A 15688-nucleotide genomic window follows, 5' to 3' on the forward strand; every position below is an offset into this window, starting at 1 on the left:
CGTGATGGAACGACGCGTGTCGGTGGCGACGCACTGGGGCAGTTTCGTCGCCGTCGTCGACTCCGGCCGATTGGTGCGCATCGAGCCGAGGCCCGACGACCCGGCGCCATCGCCCATCGGCCCCGGAATGGTGACCGCCGCCGACGACAGCGCTCGCGTGCTGCGCCCCGCCGTGCGCCGTGGCTGGCTGAACGGCGAGCCCCGCGCCCCCGGTGCCGCCAGGGGCGCGGACGCCTTCGTGGAGGTGAGCTGGGACCAGGCGATCACCCTGGTGAGCGAGGAACTCCGTCGAGTTCGTGACCGGCACGGGGACAGCGCGGTGTTCGGCGGCTCCTACGGCTGGGCGAGCGCCGGCAGGTTCCACAACGCGCAGGGACAACTCCACCGGTTCCTCGCGCTGGGCGGGGGTTACACCGATTCTCGCAACACCTACAGCACCGCGGCGTTGGAGGTCATCCTCCCCCACGTGATCGGCGGTCACCCGTGGAGCTACCAGAGCCGGATGCCGATGTGGGACGCCATAGCCGGGAATTGCGAGCTGGTGGTGGCGTTCGGCGGCCTGGCCCTCAAAAACAGCCAGATCAACCCCGGCGGGCTGGTCAAGCACCGGACGCGGGACCTGCTTCGCCAGTGCCGCGCGACCGGAGTGCGGTTCGTGAACATCAGTCCCCTCCGCAGCGACGTCGCCGGCTTCGTCGACGCCGAGTGGCTGCCCGTCATCCCCGGCACCGACACCGCCGCGATGCTCGGCATCGCCCACACAATGCTGGTCAACGGGTGGCACGACGAGGATTTCCTGCGCCGGTGCTGCACCGGGTTCGACCGCTTCGCCGCCTACCTGACCGGCGAACTCGACGGCGTCCGGAAGGACGCCGTCTGGGCGGAGAAGATCACGGGCATCGATCGCGACGTGCTCGCCGACCTCGCTCGCCGCCTCACCTCCCGGCGTTCTCTCATCATGGTCAACTACGCGGTGCAGCGTGGAGACCACGGCGAACAACCGGTCTGGATGTCGGTCGTGCTGGCCGCCATGGCCGGTTCGATGGGGCGGCCCGGGTGCGGCTGGGGCACGGGTTACGCGACGATGGACGCGACAGGCGTGGCCGAAAACCGCGCCTTCGTGGCGTCGGTACCGGAGGTGGCCAACCCGGTCCCGGATTTCATCCCCGTCGCGAGGATCGCGGACACCCTGCTGCGTCCGGGCGAGGTCATCGACTACGACGGCCGGCGCCTCACGTTACCCGAGCTCCGCCTGATCTACTGGTGCGGCGGGAACCCGTTCCACCACCACCAGGACCTCCACCGGCTGACCCGCGCCTGGCAGCTCCCGGACACGGTGGTGGTGCACGAAGCCTGGTGGAACACGACGGCCAAGTTCGCCGACATCGTCCTGCCCGTCGCCACCAGCCTGGAGCGGGACGACTTCGCCGCCGGGTTCTCCGACCCCCACCTCGTCGCGATGCCGAAAGCCCGCGAGCCGGCGGGCGAGTCGCGCACCGATCACGAGATCTTCGCGGCCTTGGCCGCCCGGCTCGGATTCGAGCGGGAATTCACGGAGTCGCGGTCGGAAATCGAATGGGTCAGGCACCTTTACGAACAGACGAGGGACAAGCTCGGCGAAGATGCCGCCTTGCCGGGCTTCGACGACTTCTGGCGAAGCTCCACCGCCGAGCTCCCGGCGTCGACCGGGCCGTACCCCGGCAGTTTCGAAGCCCTGCGCACGGATCCGCAGCGATTCCCCCTCACGACGCCGTCGGGCCGGATCGAGATCTTCTCCGAGGAGATCGACTCGTTCGGGTACGACGACTGCGCCGGGCACCCGAAGTGGTTCGAGCCGGCGGAGTGGCTGCGTGCCGATCTGTCGGACCGGTTCCCGCTGCACCTGATCTCGAACCAGCCCGCTTCGCGCCTGCACAGCCAGTACGACAACGGTGGCCACAGCCTCGGTTCGAAGATCCATGGCCGTGAGCCGATGACGCTCAATCCCTCGGACGCCGCGTCGCGCGGCATCGAAAGCGGCATGATCGTGCGCGTCTACAACGACCGGGGAAGCTGTCTCGCCGGCGTGGTCCTGTCGGACGACGTCATGCCCGGCGTCGTGCAACTGTCCACGGGGGCCTGGTGGGATCCGGTCCAACCGGGGCAGAGCGGAACATTGGACCGCCACGGCAACCCGAACGTTCTCACCGCGGACCGGCCGTGCTCGCGCCTGTCCCAAGGCCCGAGTGCCCTCAGCGCGCTGGTCGACGTCGAGCGCTACGACGGCCCCCTTCCCGATGTGCTCGCCTTCGCACCTCCACGCTTTGTAACGCCGCTGCGGTGAGTCACTCGAACGCGTGGTCCGGTTCCTCCTTCGGGTACAGCGCTGGACATCACTTATCAGCGTGAATAGTTTGCGTGGCCATGAGCGAAGTCAGAGAACTCAAGTACCGCCAGTGGTTCAAGGGCGCAGACGTCGATGGCGACGGGGTGATCACCCGTCAGGACGTCCGGTTGATGGGGGAGCGCTACATCGCGGCCCGTGGCGCCGTGCCGGAGGCCGCGACAGCCCGGCGGCTGACCGAGGGCCTGGACGCATTCTGGGCCAACGTGATCGCGCCGATGGACCAGGACGGCGACGGCAAAGTCGATCTGCGGGAGATGACCGAGGGGTTCCGGCAGGCGCTGGCCGACCCCGTCTTGTACCCGCAGCAGGTCGGCCCGGTGGCTGACTGCTACTTCGACCTGATCGACCTCGACGGTGACGACCGGGTCGACCGGACCGAGTTCGCGGAAATCTTCGGCCAGGCGGGCAATGTGTCCCCAGAGGACTGTGCCGCGGTCTTCACCGCACTGGACCTGGACAGCTCGGGCGGCCTGGATCGAGCCGAATTCCACCAGGCACTGACGGAGTTCTTCTACGGCGAAGACCCGGACGCCCCCGCGGCGCACCTGTTCGGCAAGATCCCCAGCTGACCGGGCGCCCCACGTCGCCTCTCGGACTGAAACCAAAGCCCGGTTCGGCATCGGCCTGACCGCCTCGATCGGATCGTCGCCGCCAAGGCCGGTGAGGAAGCAGAGCGCCGCGAAGCAAGGCATCACCTTCCTCCGGCGCATGCAGCACCGCTGCCGCGGTGGCGGGTGCACGGCCGGGTCGGCGTGCGATCACACCGACGAGCGCGTCGACACGCCTCGCGAAGCTGGCCATGGGCAGGTCTGCGATCAGCTCGCCGGCCCGGGTTTCGCGGCCACCGGTGGTGACCAGGGTAGCGTGACTCTGGTGGCCAGCACGTGTGCGGCGTCATGGGCTTCCAGCCATAACCGCAGGTACTTGACCTGCCCGTAGGCCTCGTCAGCAGTGACCCGAGCATCGCCAGTGCTTGCCGTGGCTTTCGCGGTCGATCAGCGCATGCCCGCGAGGCGAGGCATAGGCCAGGAACATCCCGATCTGGTAGTTCCCGATCCGGCCCGCGTGCCGGAGTACTGCCGCTGCATCCCGTCCGGCGAGATTTCACCGGCCTCCCCGGCCCGCGATCCGCTCACTAACTGCCGTTGCAGTATCAGGCCGCCCGCCAGGCTTCGCCGGCGGCCGAGAGGCGCCAGGGTGTCAAGCGCAGCACCGTGATCTTCGGGTCGAGGTGGTCCTCGCCGCCCAGGATCTTCGGGTCGTAGCCGAGTGGCTCCGGCGTCGACGCGAAGAGGTCCCAGAGGTCCTTGCGCGACGCTTCGTCGTCGGCGAACTCCGCCCGGCACTCCGCGACCGCGACTTCGTGCTGCGGGTCCCAGTACGAGCACGACACGTACGGCGACGCCGCCAGGTGCGCGAGCTTCAGCGGCGTCGGGCGGGTGAACAGCCGGCCCGTCAGGCCCTCCGGCGTCCGCTCCCAGATCGGGTGCACGACCCGGGACCGCGGCCGCCCCCGCCGGTCGACCGTCACCAGCGTGCACCAGACGACCCGGTGCGCCACGCGCACGAACGCTTCGGCCAGCTCGGCCGGCACTCTGCTAGATTCCACAACCATGGTTGTGCATCCTAGCACCCTCGACCTCTCGCTGACCGCGCTCTTCGCGGGCTGGGCGATGACCGACGAGGTCCAGCGGCGCCTGGCCGGGCAGGGCTTCGGCGACCTGCGGTTCAACGACGGCGTCGTGATCCAGCACGTCCTGGCCGCCCCGCTCTCGATCACCGCGCTGGCCGAGCGGATGGGCGTCACGCAGCAGGCGGCGTCGAAGGCCGTCGCGGACCTCGAACGCCGGGGCCTGCTCCGGCGCGAACCCGATCCCGCCGACGCGCGCACCAAGCTGCTGCACCTGACCGAACACGCGGTCGCCGCCGTCGAGGCGACCCGCGTGCTGCGGCAGGAACTCCAGGAGGAACTGGTGGCGGAGTACGGCGCCGGACGCGTCGAAGACGCCCGCGCGCTGCTGGCGTCGGTGATCGGGCGCTTCGGCGGCGACGACGCGATCCGCGGCCGCCGCGTCCGGCCGCCCCGCTGACCACCCGCGACGCCGTCGCCGGCCGGTTCGAGAACCTGTTCGCGCCCAAGGACTTCGACGCCGCGAAGGCGCCGAGGAAACGAGCGCCCCGATGTGGCGTTCGGTGCGTCAGATGCACCCAACGCCACATTGGGGTTGTTTCATCGTGATTGTAGCTGGTCACGGTGGTGAACACGCAGCGTTTCGGTGGCCTGGCAGGAAGTGCCGACCGGACCGGGGTGGCCTTGCCGGGTATGGGTGAAGCCCTCGGCAAGATCGAGATGTGAGTCAACCACCCGCCGAGGGCTTCCTTGACCGAGGTCGGCTCACGCTGGCGCAAAGCCAACCCCGCCGGACAGGCGCCGGCCGTGCTGGCCTTGCGGCGTCCCGACCCGAGCCTCTCAAAGCCTGGCGGGTCCTGGACAAACTCCGGATGGCACCGGGGCATGCCACCACGTTGCCGCGGGCCCTGCTGGTGCCGACCCGGCACGAGCAGAGCGTCCGCGACACTGCCCGGGTGGCATGTGTCCGACCGTTGCCACAGCTGGCCAACGCGGCCTGACCAGACCGAACCACGATGAAACGACCCCATTGGGGCGCATTCCCAGCCGTCACCGAACCCGACGCTTCGACGCTAGCGGGTGAGCACGCAGGTCCCCGACGCCGTCGCGAGCAGTTTGCCCTCGGCGTCGCGGATCTCCCCCTCGGCGAACGCGATCCGCGAACCCTCCTTGACCACCCGGCCGACCGCCCGGATTTCGCCGCGGCCGGCGTGGATCGCGCGCAGGTAGCTCACCTTCAGCTCCACCGACGAATAGCCGACGCCCGCGGGCAGCGTCGTGTGCACCGCGCAGCCGACCACCGAGTCCAGCATCGTGGCCGCGACGCCGCCGTGGACCATGCCGATCGGGTTGTACAGCGACTCGTCCGGCTCGGCGACCGCCTCGACCTCGCCGTGCTCGATGCGCTCCCAGCGGAGCCCGAAGTGCGCGGCGATCGGCGGGCCCGGGATGCGGCCGTCCTTGATGGCCGTCAGGTACTCCAGGCCGGACATCGTGGCGCCGAGCCGGGCGGTCGGCAGCGGGTCCTGCCAGGTGATGGTCTTCGAGCGGGTTTCCGCTTCGGCGGCCACGTCGGTCATCTGGGGCTCCTCGACTATGACAGGTGTCTTAACCGCAGCTTCGCCCGGCGCCGGGGCGGCGTCAAGCTCGGCGTGACCCAGGCCACCGGTGGTCCGCCCGCGGCGCGGGTGGAATCATCCGGGGGTGAGCACCGAGCGCAAGCTGATCGACCCGGAACGCGTCTCGGCGGCGGTCGACGGGCTCGGCGACCGCGCCGTCATCGACGAATGGGCCCGGCGCTTCTCCGTGGTCGCCGACCCGTCGCGGCTGGCCCTGCTGGTCTCCATCCACTACGCCCGCGAAATCAGCGTCACCGACCTCGCCGCGGCCACCGGCATGACGGACACCGCCGTGTCGCAGGCCCTGCGGCTGCTGCGCGCCCACGGTCTGGTCACCCCGCAGCGCACCGGCCGCGTCGTGCGCTACCGGCTCGCCGACGCGACCGTGCACGAACTCATCCACCACGTGCGGCCACACCCCGCGCCCGACGAGCCGGACCGGTAGCGTGCGGGCATGACGGGACTGCCGGAAGCCATCACCGCCTGCCTGTTCGACCTCGACGGAGTGCTGACCGGGACGGCGATTCTCCACCGCGAAGCGTGGAAACGGACATTCGACGAGTTTCTCCGGGCCCGTGACGGTGCCGGGTTCGCCGAGTTCACCGACCACGACTACGCGGCCTTCGTGGACGGCCGCCCCCGCGCCGACGGCGTGCGGGAATTCCTGCGGTCACGCGACATCGAGCTGCCCGAGGGCACTCCCGACGACCCGCCGGACGCGCCCACCGTGAACGGCGTCGGCAACCGCAAGAACGACCTGGTCCTGAAGATCATCGACGAACGCGGCGTCAGCCCCTACCCCGGCTCGATCCGCTACCTCGAAGCGGTCAAGGCCGCCGGGCTGCGGATCGCGGTCGTGACGTCGTCGGCCAACGGCGCCAAGGTCCTCGACGCCGGTGACCTGAGCAAGTACATCGAGGCCCGCATCGACGGCCTCGTCATCCGCGAGCGCAACCTCAAGGGCAAGCCCGCGCCCGATTCGTTCCTGGCCGGCGCCGAGGCGCTCGGCGTCGAACCCGCGCACGCGGCCGTCTTCGAGGACGCCCGATCCGGCGTCCAGGCCGGGAAAGCCGGCGGCTTCGGGTACGTCGTGGGCGTGAACCGGGCCGACCAGGCCGCCGAACTGAAGGCCCACGGGGCCGACATCGTCGTCGACGACCTCGCCGACCTGCTGGAGGACCGATGACCGACGAACCCCGCGGCTACGAATGCTCCCCCTGGGAGCTGCGCTGGCGCGGTATGGACGTCGACGCCCTGCAGCGCACCGAATCGGCGTTCGCGGTGTCCAACGGCCACATCGGACTGCGCGGCACCCTCGAGGAGGCCGAGCCGCGCGGGCTGCCCGGCACCTACCTCAACGGGTTCTACGAACAGCACGAACTCCCCTACGCCGAAGCGGGCTACGGCTACCCCGAAGAGGGCCAGACCGTCGTCAACGTGACCGACGGCAAGATCATCCGGCTGCTCGTCGAGGACGAGCCGCTGGACATGCGCTACGGCACGGCCACCAAGCACGACCGCGTGCTCGACTTCCGCAAGGGCACGCTCTGCCGCAGCACCGAGTGGTCGTCGCCGACCGGGCGGCGGGTGCGCGTGCGCACCGAACGGCTGGTGTCGTTCACCCAGCGCGCGATCGCGGCGATCCGCTACGAGGTCGAGCCGCTCGACGAGGACCTGCAGCTGGTCGTGCAGTCCGATCTGCTGGCCAACGAGCCGATCGAGTCCGACACCAGCGACCCGCGGGTGGCTGCCGCGCTGAACTCCCCGCTGGTCGGCGAGTTCCACCGGGCGAACGAGTACAACGCCGTGCTGGTGCACCGGACCCGCCGGTCCGGGCTGCGGATGGCCGCGGCGATGGACCACAAGATCGAGGTGGACGACGGCATCCGCGCCCGCATCCACTCCGAGGAGGACCTCGCGCGGCTCACCGTCGCCGTCGACGTCCCCAAGGGCGGCAAGCTGCGCATCACCAAGTTCCTCGCCTATGGCTGGTCGGCGCAGCGCTCGGTGCCCGCGCTGCGCTCCCAGGTGGAGGCGGCGCTGGCGGGCGCGCGCCAGACCGGCTGGAAGGGCCTCGTCGCCGAGCAGCGCGAGTTCCTCGACGACTACTGGGCCACCTCCGACATCGAGATCGAGGGCGATCCCGAGCTGCAGCAAGCCGTCCGCTTCGCCCTCTTCCACCTCCTGCAGGCCGGGGCCCGCGGCGAAAGCCGCGCGATCGCGGGCAAGGGGCTGACCGGGCCGGGCTACGACGGGCACGCCTTCTGGGACACCGAATCGTTCGTCCTGCCGGTGCTCACCTACACCATCCCGGACGCGGCGCGCGACGCGCTGCGCTGGCGGCACTCCACAATGGACAAAGCGCGGGAACGCGCGCACCAGCTGGGGTTGCGCGGCGCGGCCTTCCCGTGGCGCTCGATCAACGGCGCCGAGTGCTCGGCGTACTGGCCGGCCGGCACGGCGGCGTTCCACGTCAGCGCGGACATCGCCGACGCCGTGCTGCGCTACCTCAACGCGACCGGCGACGAGGAGTTCGAGCGCGACTACGGCACCGAGCTGCTGCTGGAAACCGCGCGGCTGTGGGCGTCGCTGGGCCACCACGACCGGCACGGGACGTTCCGCATCGACGGCGTCACCGGGCCGGACGAGTACTCGGCGGTGGCGGACAACAACGTCTACACCAACCTGATGGCGCGCCGGAACCTGCTGGCGGCGGCGGAATCCTGCGAACGGCAGCGGGACGTGGCGGCGCACTTCGGCGTCGACACCGTCGAACTGGACTCGTGGCGTGCGGCCGCCGCGGCGATGTACCTGCCCTACGACGCGGAACTCGGCGTGCACCCCCAGTCGGAGGGGTTCCTCGAGCACGACGAGTGGGACTACCAGAACACCGATCCGGCGCACTACCCGCTGCTGCTGCACTACCCGTACTTCGACCTGTACCGCAAGCAGGTCGTGAAGCAGGCGGACCTGGTGCTGGCGCTGCACCTGTGCGGCGACTCGTTCAGCCCGGAGGAGAAGGCCCGCAACTTCGCCTACTACGAGGCGAGGACAGTGCGGGATTCCTCCCTGTCGGCGGGGACGCAGGCCGTCGTCGCGGCCGAGGTCGGGCACCTGCAGCTGGCTTACGACTACCTCGCCGAAGCGGCGCTGACCGACCTGCACGACGTGCACAACAACGTGCGCAACGGCCTGCACATGGCGTCGCTGGCCGGGGCGTGGCAGGGCGCGGTGGCCGGGTTCGGGGGGCTGCGCGACCACGGCGGGACGCTGGCGTTCTCGCCCCGGCTGCCGGAGCACCTGGGGCGGATCACCTTCCGGCTGATGTTCCGCGGCACGCGGTTCCAGGTCGAGATCGACCCCGACCAGGTGACCTACCACGTGCTCGACGGCGAGCCGCTGGAAGTGCTGCACCACGGCGAGCGCATCACGCTCACCCCGGAGCCGCAGCGGTTCCCGATCCCGAAGATCGACGCGGGCGACCCGCCGAAGCAGCCCCCGGGCCGCGCCCCGATGCGGCGCGACTCGGAAAAGGTGCGTCAGTACGCGGAACCGGCCAACCCGATCACTGCGGAAGGTCGCTGACGGCGTCCCGTCCGGGCGGGGCCGGTACGTCTTCGGTCCCGCCCGGGTTCACGTCCGGGTCGGGCGCGGTCGGCACGTCGTGGGTCAGCTGCCCCGGCGTCGGGAGCTTCGGGAGCTCTTCGTCTTCCTCGTCGCGGCCGTGGCTGCGCTGCTGTTCGCTCATGGTTTCCGGAATACCCGGTTTTCCCGGTCCCGGCCAGGGGTTCAGGCGGCCCGGTTCGCCGCGGCGGCGGCTTTCGCCTTGTCCTGCAGGGTGAGGAGCAGGCCGTCGCGGGTCGACCACGGGCAGATCGCGACCTTGCCGCCGGCGACCGTCAGCAGCGCCTCGGCCACGATCGCGCCGGCCAGCGCCTGGTGGGCGCGGCTGCGCGAGATGCCCGGCAGTTCCGCCCGCTTGGCCGGCGGGAGCGCGGCGAGCCGCGGGATCCAGGCACGCAGGTCGTCGAGCCGCAGCTCCCGGCACTTCCCGGGGCGGGCGCCGGACAGCCGGGCCAGCTGCTGCAGCACCTTCGAGCAGCCGACGACCCGCGGGTCGTCGACATCGGCGGCGCCGAGGGTGGTGCTCACGACATCGAGCGCGTGCGTGCGCAGCGCCTTCACCTGCTTGTTCGACACGCGCTCGGACGGCAGCCAGTCCCGCGTCATCGACCGGGCGCCCAGCGGCAGCGACCGCGCGAACTCGGCCCGCTCGCCGCGGCCGGCGGCCAGTTCGACGGTGCCGCCGCCGATGTCGAGCACCAGCAGCGGCCCGGCGTCGGCCCCGTACCAGCGACGGGTGGCCAGGTAGGCGAGCCCGGCTTCGGCCGGCCCGGTCAGGAACCGCAGCTCGACCCCGGTTTCGCCGGCCACGTGCCGGACGACGTCCGCGGAGTTGGCCGCGTCGCGGATCGAGGAGGTCGCCAGCGGGTACACGCCGTGGACGCCGTGCCGGTAGGCCGTGCTCATCCCCGCGGCGACGGCGGCGGTGACCGCGGCGATGCCCCGGTCGGAGAGCCGGCCGCGGACGTCGAGTTCGCGGTCCAGGCGCAGCCGGGTCTGGTGGTTCAGCACCGGCTCCCGCGGGGACCCGGTGACGGGCACCACCACGAGCCGGGCACTGAACGAACCGACGTCCAGCACGCCCACCGCGGGCTCTGCGATTTTTCGCACGACTCGGCGCACCTCACTTCCGCTGGTGAATATCCCCCCGGGGGGTGTTTGAAACCAGCAATGATGTCGGATCTCACCGCGTTCTGCCGGGTGTTTCACGGGACTGCACCCTCTGGCGGTGCTTTTCTGACGCGAAGGTCACAGCGAGATAACCCGAACGAGTGAATTGGACACGATTCGGTAACGTCGAGGGCGGCGCTGCGATGTACCGGACATCAGCACCGGTGTGGAGCGGGAAAAGTGACCGAACGGCCCGAGCGGCGATCCGAGCTCGCCCGGCCGGCCGCGGCTGTGCTCGCGGTCGTGGCCGGGCTCGGCTGCGTGCTCCTGGGCGTGACGGCGGTGCTCGCTCCGGCCACGACGGTCCCCACCGGAGCCGCGGCCTCACTCCCGCTCGCCGGCGCACCGCCGGCGTCGGTCGGGATTCCCGAGCTCGGCCTGGCGCTGGACCGCGTGATCCCGTTGGGCCACGTCGGCGGGCGCCGCGAGCAGCCGGGCACGGCACTCGGGGTGGGCTGGTTCGCCGACGGCCCGGCCCCGGGCGCGGCCGGCGTCGCGGTGCTGTCCGGCCACGCGGGGTTCGGCTACTCGGCGGGCGCGTTCGCCCGGCTGTCGACGCTGCGGCCGGGCGCGTCGATCACGATCCGCGACGACACCGGCCACGAGACCCGCTTCACGGTCCGGCGCACGGCACTGTTCCCGTCGAACGAGCCGGACAGCACGCTGGTCACCCCCGAAGGCGCGGGACCCCAGCTGCGCTTGATCACCAGCGACGGGGTCTACGACGGCGCGGGCTTCAGCGGGGCGAGGGTCGCGGTCTACGCGACCCCCGCCTGACGCCGGCTAGCCGATCAGCTCGCGCAGCCGGGAAACCGCCGCCACGCGGGCGTCGCGGCCCGGGAGCATCGGGTTCACCACCAGCGTCGTCGCGCCGGCTTCCTCGAAGGCCGCCAGCCGCTCCTTCACGTAGCCGGCCGGGCCGACCAGGGAGATCGCGCGCAGCAGTTCGAGCGGGACGGCCGCTGCCGCTTCTTCCTTCTTGCCGTCGAGGTAGAGGTCCTGGATCAGCTTCGCCTCGGCCTCGTAGCCGTAGCGGCGGGCGAGGTCGTTGTAGAAGTTCTTGCCCCGCGCGCCCATGCCGCCGATGTACAGCGCGAGGATCGGGCGCAGGTGGTCCAGCAGCGGCTCGACGTCGTCGCCGATGGCCAGGGCCACCGACACGAAGGTGTCCAGCTCACCCAGCTCCGGAGCGCGCTTCGCCTTGCCCTCGGCCAGTGCGGCGCCCCAGGCGTCGGCCGCCTTCTCCGGGTGGAAGAAGATCGGCTGCCAGCCTTCGGCGATTTCCGCGGTGAGCGCGACGTTCTTCGGGCCGAGCGAAGCCAGCAGCACGGGGATGCGCTCGCGCACGGGGTGGTTGATCAGCTTCAGCGGCTTCCCGAGCCCGGTGCCCTGCTCCGCCGGCAGCGGGATCGTGTAGTGCTTGCCCTCGTGCACGACGCGCTCACGGCGCCACACCTGCCGGCAGACCTCGACGATCTCCCGCGTGCGCCCCAGCGGAGCGTCGTACTTCACGCCGTGAAAACCCTCGATGACCTGCGGCCCGGACGCCCCGAGCCCGAGGATGAACCGCCCATCGGAAACGAAGTCGAGCCCGGCGGCGGTCATCGCGGTGAGCGTCGGCGTGCGCGTGTAGATCTGGAATATCCCGGACGCCAGCTGGACGCGTTCGGTCTTGGCCGCGAGGTAGCCGAGCTGACTGACGGCGTCGAACGAATACGCCTCCGGCACGAAGGCGACGTCGAGCCCCACCTTCTCCAGTTCGACGATATCCGCGACGCTGTCGGCGAAGCCTCCGGCGTAGTTGATCGCGGTCCCGATCCGCATGTCCACCTCCGTTGCTGAGCAAGCGCTTAGTCGGATCCTACGGTGAGCGCCCGCTCCCCGCGTGGACGATGTGCGCCCCGCCACTCGGCGGTCACGGCTCAGGTCCGGTTGGCCCCGGGGTGCCGAGGTACCCACCACCCCAGCAGTCGAGGGCTGCGCCCGGGTGATGTTTACGTCCCAGGTTCCCCAGAAGCTGAAGTAGGAGTACGAACCGCGTTCCCCTTACCCGGACAGGCGCGGCCGGCCCGGCGGCCGCTGCCGAGGACAAGAACATCGCCAAGGCCAGAACGGCACCGATCTGGGTGAATCCTGGCAGCTCAGCGGCCGGAGAGGGTGCGGACCACCAGCTCCGCCGAGGCGCCCGCGCCCAGCGTCGTGCCCGCGTAGCGGACGTCCGCCGCGAGGGTGCCCGTCGGCTCGTCGCGGACCGTCAGCCAGACCGTGACCATCAGGAGCCAGCGGACGATCAGGTAGCCGAACAGCAGGAGGCCGACCAGGGTGCCGAAGGCCGCGACCGCCGGGGAACGGCCCAGCAGGTGCAAGTAGAGGCCGCCGGCCTGCTGGATCGCGCCGAGACCGACCGCGGCCGCGCCGGCCGGGCGGAGGGTCGAGCGCAGCGGGAGCGGGCGGCGGGGCAGGCGGGCCAGGCACCAGGCGATGACCAGCCAGTTCGCCGCCAGACCGAGCAGCAGCGAGCCCGCGACCAGCACGAAGTGCGCGAAGCCGCCGTCCAGGCCGGTCAGGCGGAGCAGGCCCGCGCCGGCCGCGCCGGTCAGTGAGGCCAGGCCGAACGAGACCGCCATCGCCAGCCCGATGCCGATGAGCACCAGGACGTCGGTGACGATGCCGCGCAGCAGCGGGCGCGGGGCGCGTTCCTGGCCGAGCATCGCCGTGACCGCGTCGCGGACGTTGCTGATCCAGCTCCACCCCGAGTAGACCGCGACGGCCAGCGCCAGCAGCCCGATCCGGCCGCGCTCGCCGACGACCGTGTGCACGACGTTCGTCGCCTGGCCCGAGAGTTCGGGCGGCAGCGAGCTGCCGATCACGCGGTCGAGCTCGGCGGCCAGGATCCGGTCGCCCGCCAGCACGAAGCCGGCCACCGAGACGGCGACCATGATCAGCGGGACGAGCGCGAGCAGGCTGAAGAACGTCACCGCGGCGGCGTAGTGGTCACCGTCGCGCTCCCGGTACCGGGCCAGCGTCGCCCCGGCTCGCCGGAACCCCCTCTTCACCGCTCCTCGCACCACCGCACCGACCCTCTCATCCGCACGTGTCCTCCGCAGTCCGGACACGGCGGGCGCCGGATCGTCACGCGCTAGCCGGGCACCACCGTGCCCCGCACGTCGCCGAACCCGATCCGCGTGCCGCCGGGACCGGGCGCGGTCGCGCTGATCACCACTTCGTCGCCGTCCTCCAGGAACGCGCGGGTCTGACCGCCGGGCAGCGCGAACGGTTCCCGCCCGCCCCAGGACAGCTCCAGCAGCGAACCGCGCTGATCGCGCTCCGGGCCGGTCACCGTGCCCGACGCGTAGAGGTCGCCGGTGCGCAGGCTCGCGCCGTTGACGGTCAGGTGCGCCAGCTGCTGCGGCGCCGTCCAGTACTGCGTCGCGAACGGCGGGCTCGAGACCAGGTGGCCGTTGAGCCGGATCTCCAGCGCCAGGTCCAGGCCCCACTTCTCGCCGGTCCGCAGGTACTCGAACGGCTCCGGGTCCTGCGGCGGCCCGTCGACGCGCGCGTGGTCGAGCGCGGCCAGCGGGACGATCCACGGCGACACCGACGTCGCGAACGACTTGCCGAGGAACGGGCCCAGCGGCTGCATCTCCCACGCCTGGATGTCGCGCGCCGACCAGTCGTTGACCAGGCAGACGCCGAAGACGTGGCCGGCGAAGTCCGCAGTGGACACCGGCGTGCCCGGAGTGGACGGAACGCCGACGACGAACCCCACCTCCGCCTCGATGTCCAGCCGCTGCGACGGCCCGAACGAAGGCGCATCGGCGTTGCGCGGCTTGCGTTGCCCGTGCGGCCGGACGACCGGCGTGCCGGAAGCGACGACGGTGCCGGCCCGGCCGTGGTAGGCGATCGGCAGGTGCTTCCAGTTCGGCGCCAGCTCGGTGACGTCGGGCTGGAAGATGCGGCTGGCGTTGAGGGCGTGGTGCTCGCTGGAGTAGAAGTCGACGTAGTCGGCGACGTCGAAGGCGAGGTGGGTGGTCACCTCGGTCAGCGGCACTAGGTGCGGGCGCAGGGCATCGGCGTACCGGGGTTCGGTCAGCCACTCCCGGACACTCTCGCGGACCTCCCGCCAGGTCCCCGGCCCGGCGGCCAGCAGCGGGTTGAGCACCCCGGCGGTGAGCAGGGGCGCGAAGGCGGCCGCGGTCTCGGCGGCCGCGGCGGTCAGGTCGAGGACGTGCTCGCCGATGGGGACACCGATGCGCCGCTCGGGCGCGCCGGCCACCGAGAACACGCCGTAGGGCAGGTTGGCCAAGCCGAACGGCGTGTCTTCGGCGAGTTCGAGCCAGGTCACGATCGCTCCTCGTTCCGGGCGGTCCGCACGACGGGACGGCCGCGCGTGGGTCGTTGCGGGCGGCCGCCGGGGCGGGCCGGGTGGCTTGCGAACACCGCCACGGTCCGGGCCGCCGGATGGCCGACCGCTGGTCGTTCCGGCCGGACCACGCCGCCCAGGCGAGCACCGAACGCCGCCACGGTCCGCGCGGCCGGACGGCCGCACACTGGTCGTTGCGGGCGGGCCGGGCGACTCGCGAACACCACCACGGTCCGGGCCGCCGGATGGCCGACCGCTGGTCGTTCCGGCCGGACCACGCCGCCCAGGCGAGCACCGAACGCACCCACGGTCCGCGCGACGGGACGGCCGCACACTGGTCGTTGCGGGCGGGCCGGGCGACTCGCGAACACCGCCACGGTCCGGGCCGCCGGATGGCCGACCGCTGGTCGTTCCGGCCGGACCACGCCGCCCAGGCGAGCACCGAACGCCGCCACGGTCCGCGCGGCCGGACGGCCGCACACTGGTCGTTGCGGGCGGGCCGGGCGACTCGCGAACACCACCACGGTCGGCACCGCCGGATGGCCGACCGCTGGTCGTTCCGGCCGGACCACGCCGCCCAGGCGAGCACCGAACGCACCCACGGTCCGCGCGACGGGACGGCCGCACACTGGTCGTTGCGGGCGGGCCGGGCGACTCGCGAACACCGCCACGGTCCGGGCCGCCGGATGGCCGACCGCTGGTCGTTCCGGCCGGACCACGCCGCCCAGGCGAGCACCGAACGCCGCCACGGTCCGCGCGGCCGGACGGCCGCACACTGGTCGTTGCGGGCGGGCCGGGCGACTTGCGAACACCACCACGGTCCGGGCCGCCGGATGGCCGACCGCTGGTCGTTCCGGCCGGACCACGCCGCCCGGGCGAGCACCGAGCCCCGCCGC

The 15688-nt window shown here is 71.7% G+C and carries 14 protein-coding genes and 1 pseudogene; 7 read left to right on the forward strand and 8 right to left on the reverse strand.

Features of this window, described 5'->3' with window-relative positions; translation table 11 throughout:
• Positions 1–4: 4 nt before the first annotated feature.
• The gene (locus MUY14_RS20430; RefSeq protein ID WP_247025185.1) at positions 5–2323 is read left to right on the forward strand and encodes a molybdopterin-dependent oxidoreductase; all 2319 of its coding nucleotides are present in this window, start codon (positions 5–7) and stop codon (positions 2321–2323) included.
• Positions 2324–2403: 80 nt separating this feature from the next.
• Entirely contained in the window at positions 2404–2955 is a 552-nt protein-coding gene (locus tag MUY14_RS20435; RefSeq protein ID WP_247024675.1) for an EF-hand domain-containing protein, read from the forward strand.
• Positions 2956–3169: 214 nt separating this feature from the next.
• On the opposite strand, the pseudogene MUY14_RS20440 reads toward MUY14_RS20435, so the two are convergent.
• Together MUY14_RS20440 and MUY14_RS20445 are read right to left on the reverse strand one after the other, a co-directional pair.
• Positions 3170–3477: pseudogene (locus MUY14_RS20440) on the reverse strand (IS701 family transposase); the annotation flags it as partial.
• A gap of 62 nt (positions 3478–3539) precedes the next feature.
• Positions 3540–4001, reverse strand: a complete 462-nt coding sequence (locus MUY14_RS20445; protein ID WP_247024677.1) for a pyridoxamine 5'-phosphate oxidase family protein — start codon at positions 3999–4001, stop codon at positions 3540–3542.
• On the opposite strand from MUY14_RS20445, the gene MUY14_RS20450 reads away from it, so the two are divergent.
• Positions 4000–4476 carry a MarR family winged helix-turn-helix transcriptional regulator gene (locus MUY14_RS20450; protein WP_247024678.1) on the forward strand — a complete coding sequence of 159 codons (477 nt, stop codon included), beginning with the start codon at positions 4000–4002 and terminating at the stop codon, positions 4474–4476. The genes MUY14_RS20445 and MUY14_RS20450 overlap by 2 nt on opposite strands.
• Before the next feature lie 613 nt (positions 4477–5089).
• On the opposite strand, the gene MUY14_RS20455 is transcribed toward MUY14_RS20450, so the two are convergent.
• Complete coding sequence (locus MUY14_RS20455) at positions 5090–5596, reverse strand: PaaI family thioesterase (protein WP_247024680.1); 507 nt, start codon at positions 5594–5596, stop codon at positions 5090–5092.
• A 124-nt stretch (positions 5597–5720) separates the two neighbouring features.
• Here MUY14_RS20455 and MUY14_RS20460 point away from each other — a divergent pair, with 124 nt between their 5' ends.
• From MUY14_RS20460 to MUY14_RS20470, 3 genes are read left to right on the forward strand one after another with little or no spacing between them, the layout of a single operon-like run.
• Positions 5721–6080 carry a helix-turn-helix transcriptional regulator gene (locus tag MUY14_RS20460; RefSeq protein WP_247024682.1) on the forward strand — a complete coding sequence of 120 codons (360 nt, stop codon included), beginning with the start codon at positions 5721–5723 and terminating at the stop codon, positions 6078–6080.
• A 9-nt stretch (positions 6081–6089) separates the two neighbouring features.
• Positions 6090–6821: an HAD family phosphatase gene (locus MUY14_RS20465; RefSeq protein WP_247024684.1), complete on the forward strand. Its 732-nt coding sequence runs from the start codon at positions 6090–6092 to the stop codon at positions 6819–6821.
• On the forward strand, positions 6818–9220 hold the full coding sequence (locus MUY14_RS20470) for a glycoside hydrolase family 65 protein (RefSeq protein ID WP_247024686.1): 2403 nt from the start codon (positions 6818–6820) through the stop codon (positions 9218–9220). The genes MUY14_RS20465 and MUY14_RS20470 overlap by 4 nt, the downstream gene beginning before the upstream one ends.
• On the opposite strand, the gene MUY14_RS20475 is transcribed toward MUY14_RS20470, so the two are convergent.
• Both MUY14_RS20475 and MUY14_RS20480 read right to left on the reverse strand, forming a co-directional pair.
• The gene (locus MUY14_RS20475) at positions 9201–9383 is read right to left on the reverse strand and encodes a hypothetical protein (protein WP_247024688.1); all 183 of its coding nucleotides are present in this window, start codon (positions 9381–9383) and stop codon (positions 9201–9203) included. The genes MUY14_RS20470 and MUY14_RS20475 overlap by 20 nt on opposite strands.
• A gap of 41 nt (positions 9384–9424) precedes the next feature.
• Complete coding sequence (locus MUY14_RS20480) at positions 9425–10369, reverse strand: Ppx/GppA phosphatase family protein (RefSeq protein WP_247024690.1); 945 nt, start codon at positions 10367–10369, stop codon at positions 9425–9427.
• A gap of 240 nt (positions 10370–10609) precedes the next feature.
• On the opposite strand from MUY14_RS20480, the gene MUY14_RS20485 reads away from it, so the two are divergent.
• Positions 10610–11206 carry a class F sortase gene (locus MUY14_RS20485; RefSeq protein WP_247024692.1) on the forward strand — a complete coding sequence of 199 codons (597 nt, stop codon included), beginning with the start codon at positions 10610–10612 and terminating at the stop codon, positions 11204–11206.
• 6 nt (positions 11207–11212) lie between these two features.
• Here MUY14_RS20485 and MUY14_RS20490 read toward each other — a convergent pair whose 3' ends face one another.
• From MUY14_RS20490 to fahA, 3 genes are all read right to left on the reverse strand, one after another.
• Complete coding sequence (locus MUY14_RS20490) at positions 11213–12253, reverse strand: LLM class F420-dependent oxidoreductase (RefSeq protein ID WP_247024694.1); 1041 nt, start codon at positions 12251–12253, stop codon at positions 11213–11215.
• 317 nt (positions 12254–12570) lie between these two features.
• Positions 12571–13485, reverse strand: coding sequence for a YhjD/YihY/BrkB family envelope integrity protein (locus MUY14_RS20495; protein WP_247024696.1), 915 nt, complete (start codon positions 13483–13485; stop codon positions 12571–12573).
• Positions 13486–13568: 83 nt separating this feature from the next.
• Complete coding sequence (gene fahA, locus MUY14_RS20500; RefSeq protein WP_247024698.1) at positions 13569–14774, reverse strand: fumarylacetoacetase; 1206 nt, start codon at positions 14772–14774, stop codon at positions 13569–13571.
• Between the last annotated feature and the right edge of the window lie 914 nt (positions 14775–15688).

The sequence above is a fragment of the Amycolatopsis sp. FBCC-B4732 genome (assembly GCF_023008405.1).
In the GTDB taxonomy this organism is placed as follows: Bacteria; Actinomycetota; Actinomycetes; order Mycobacteriales; family Pseudonocardiaceae; genus Amycolatopsis; species Amycolatopsis pretoriensis_A.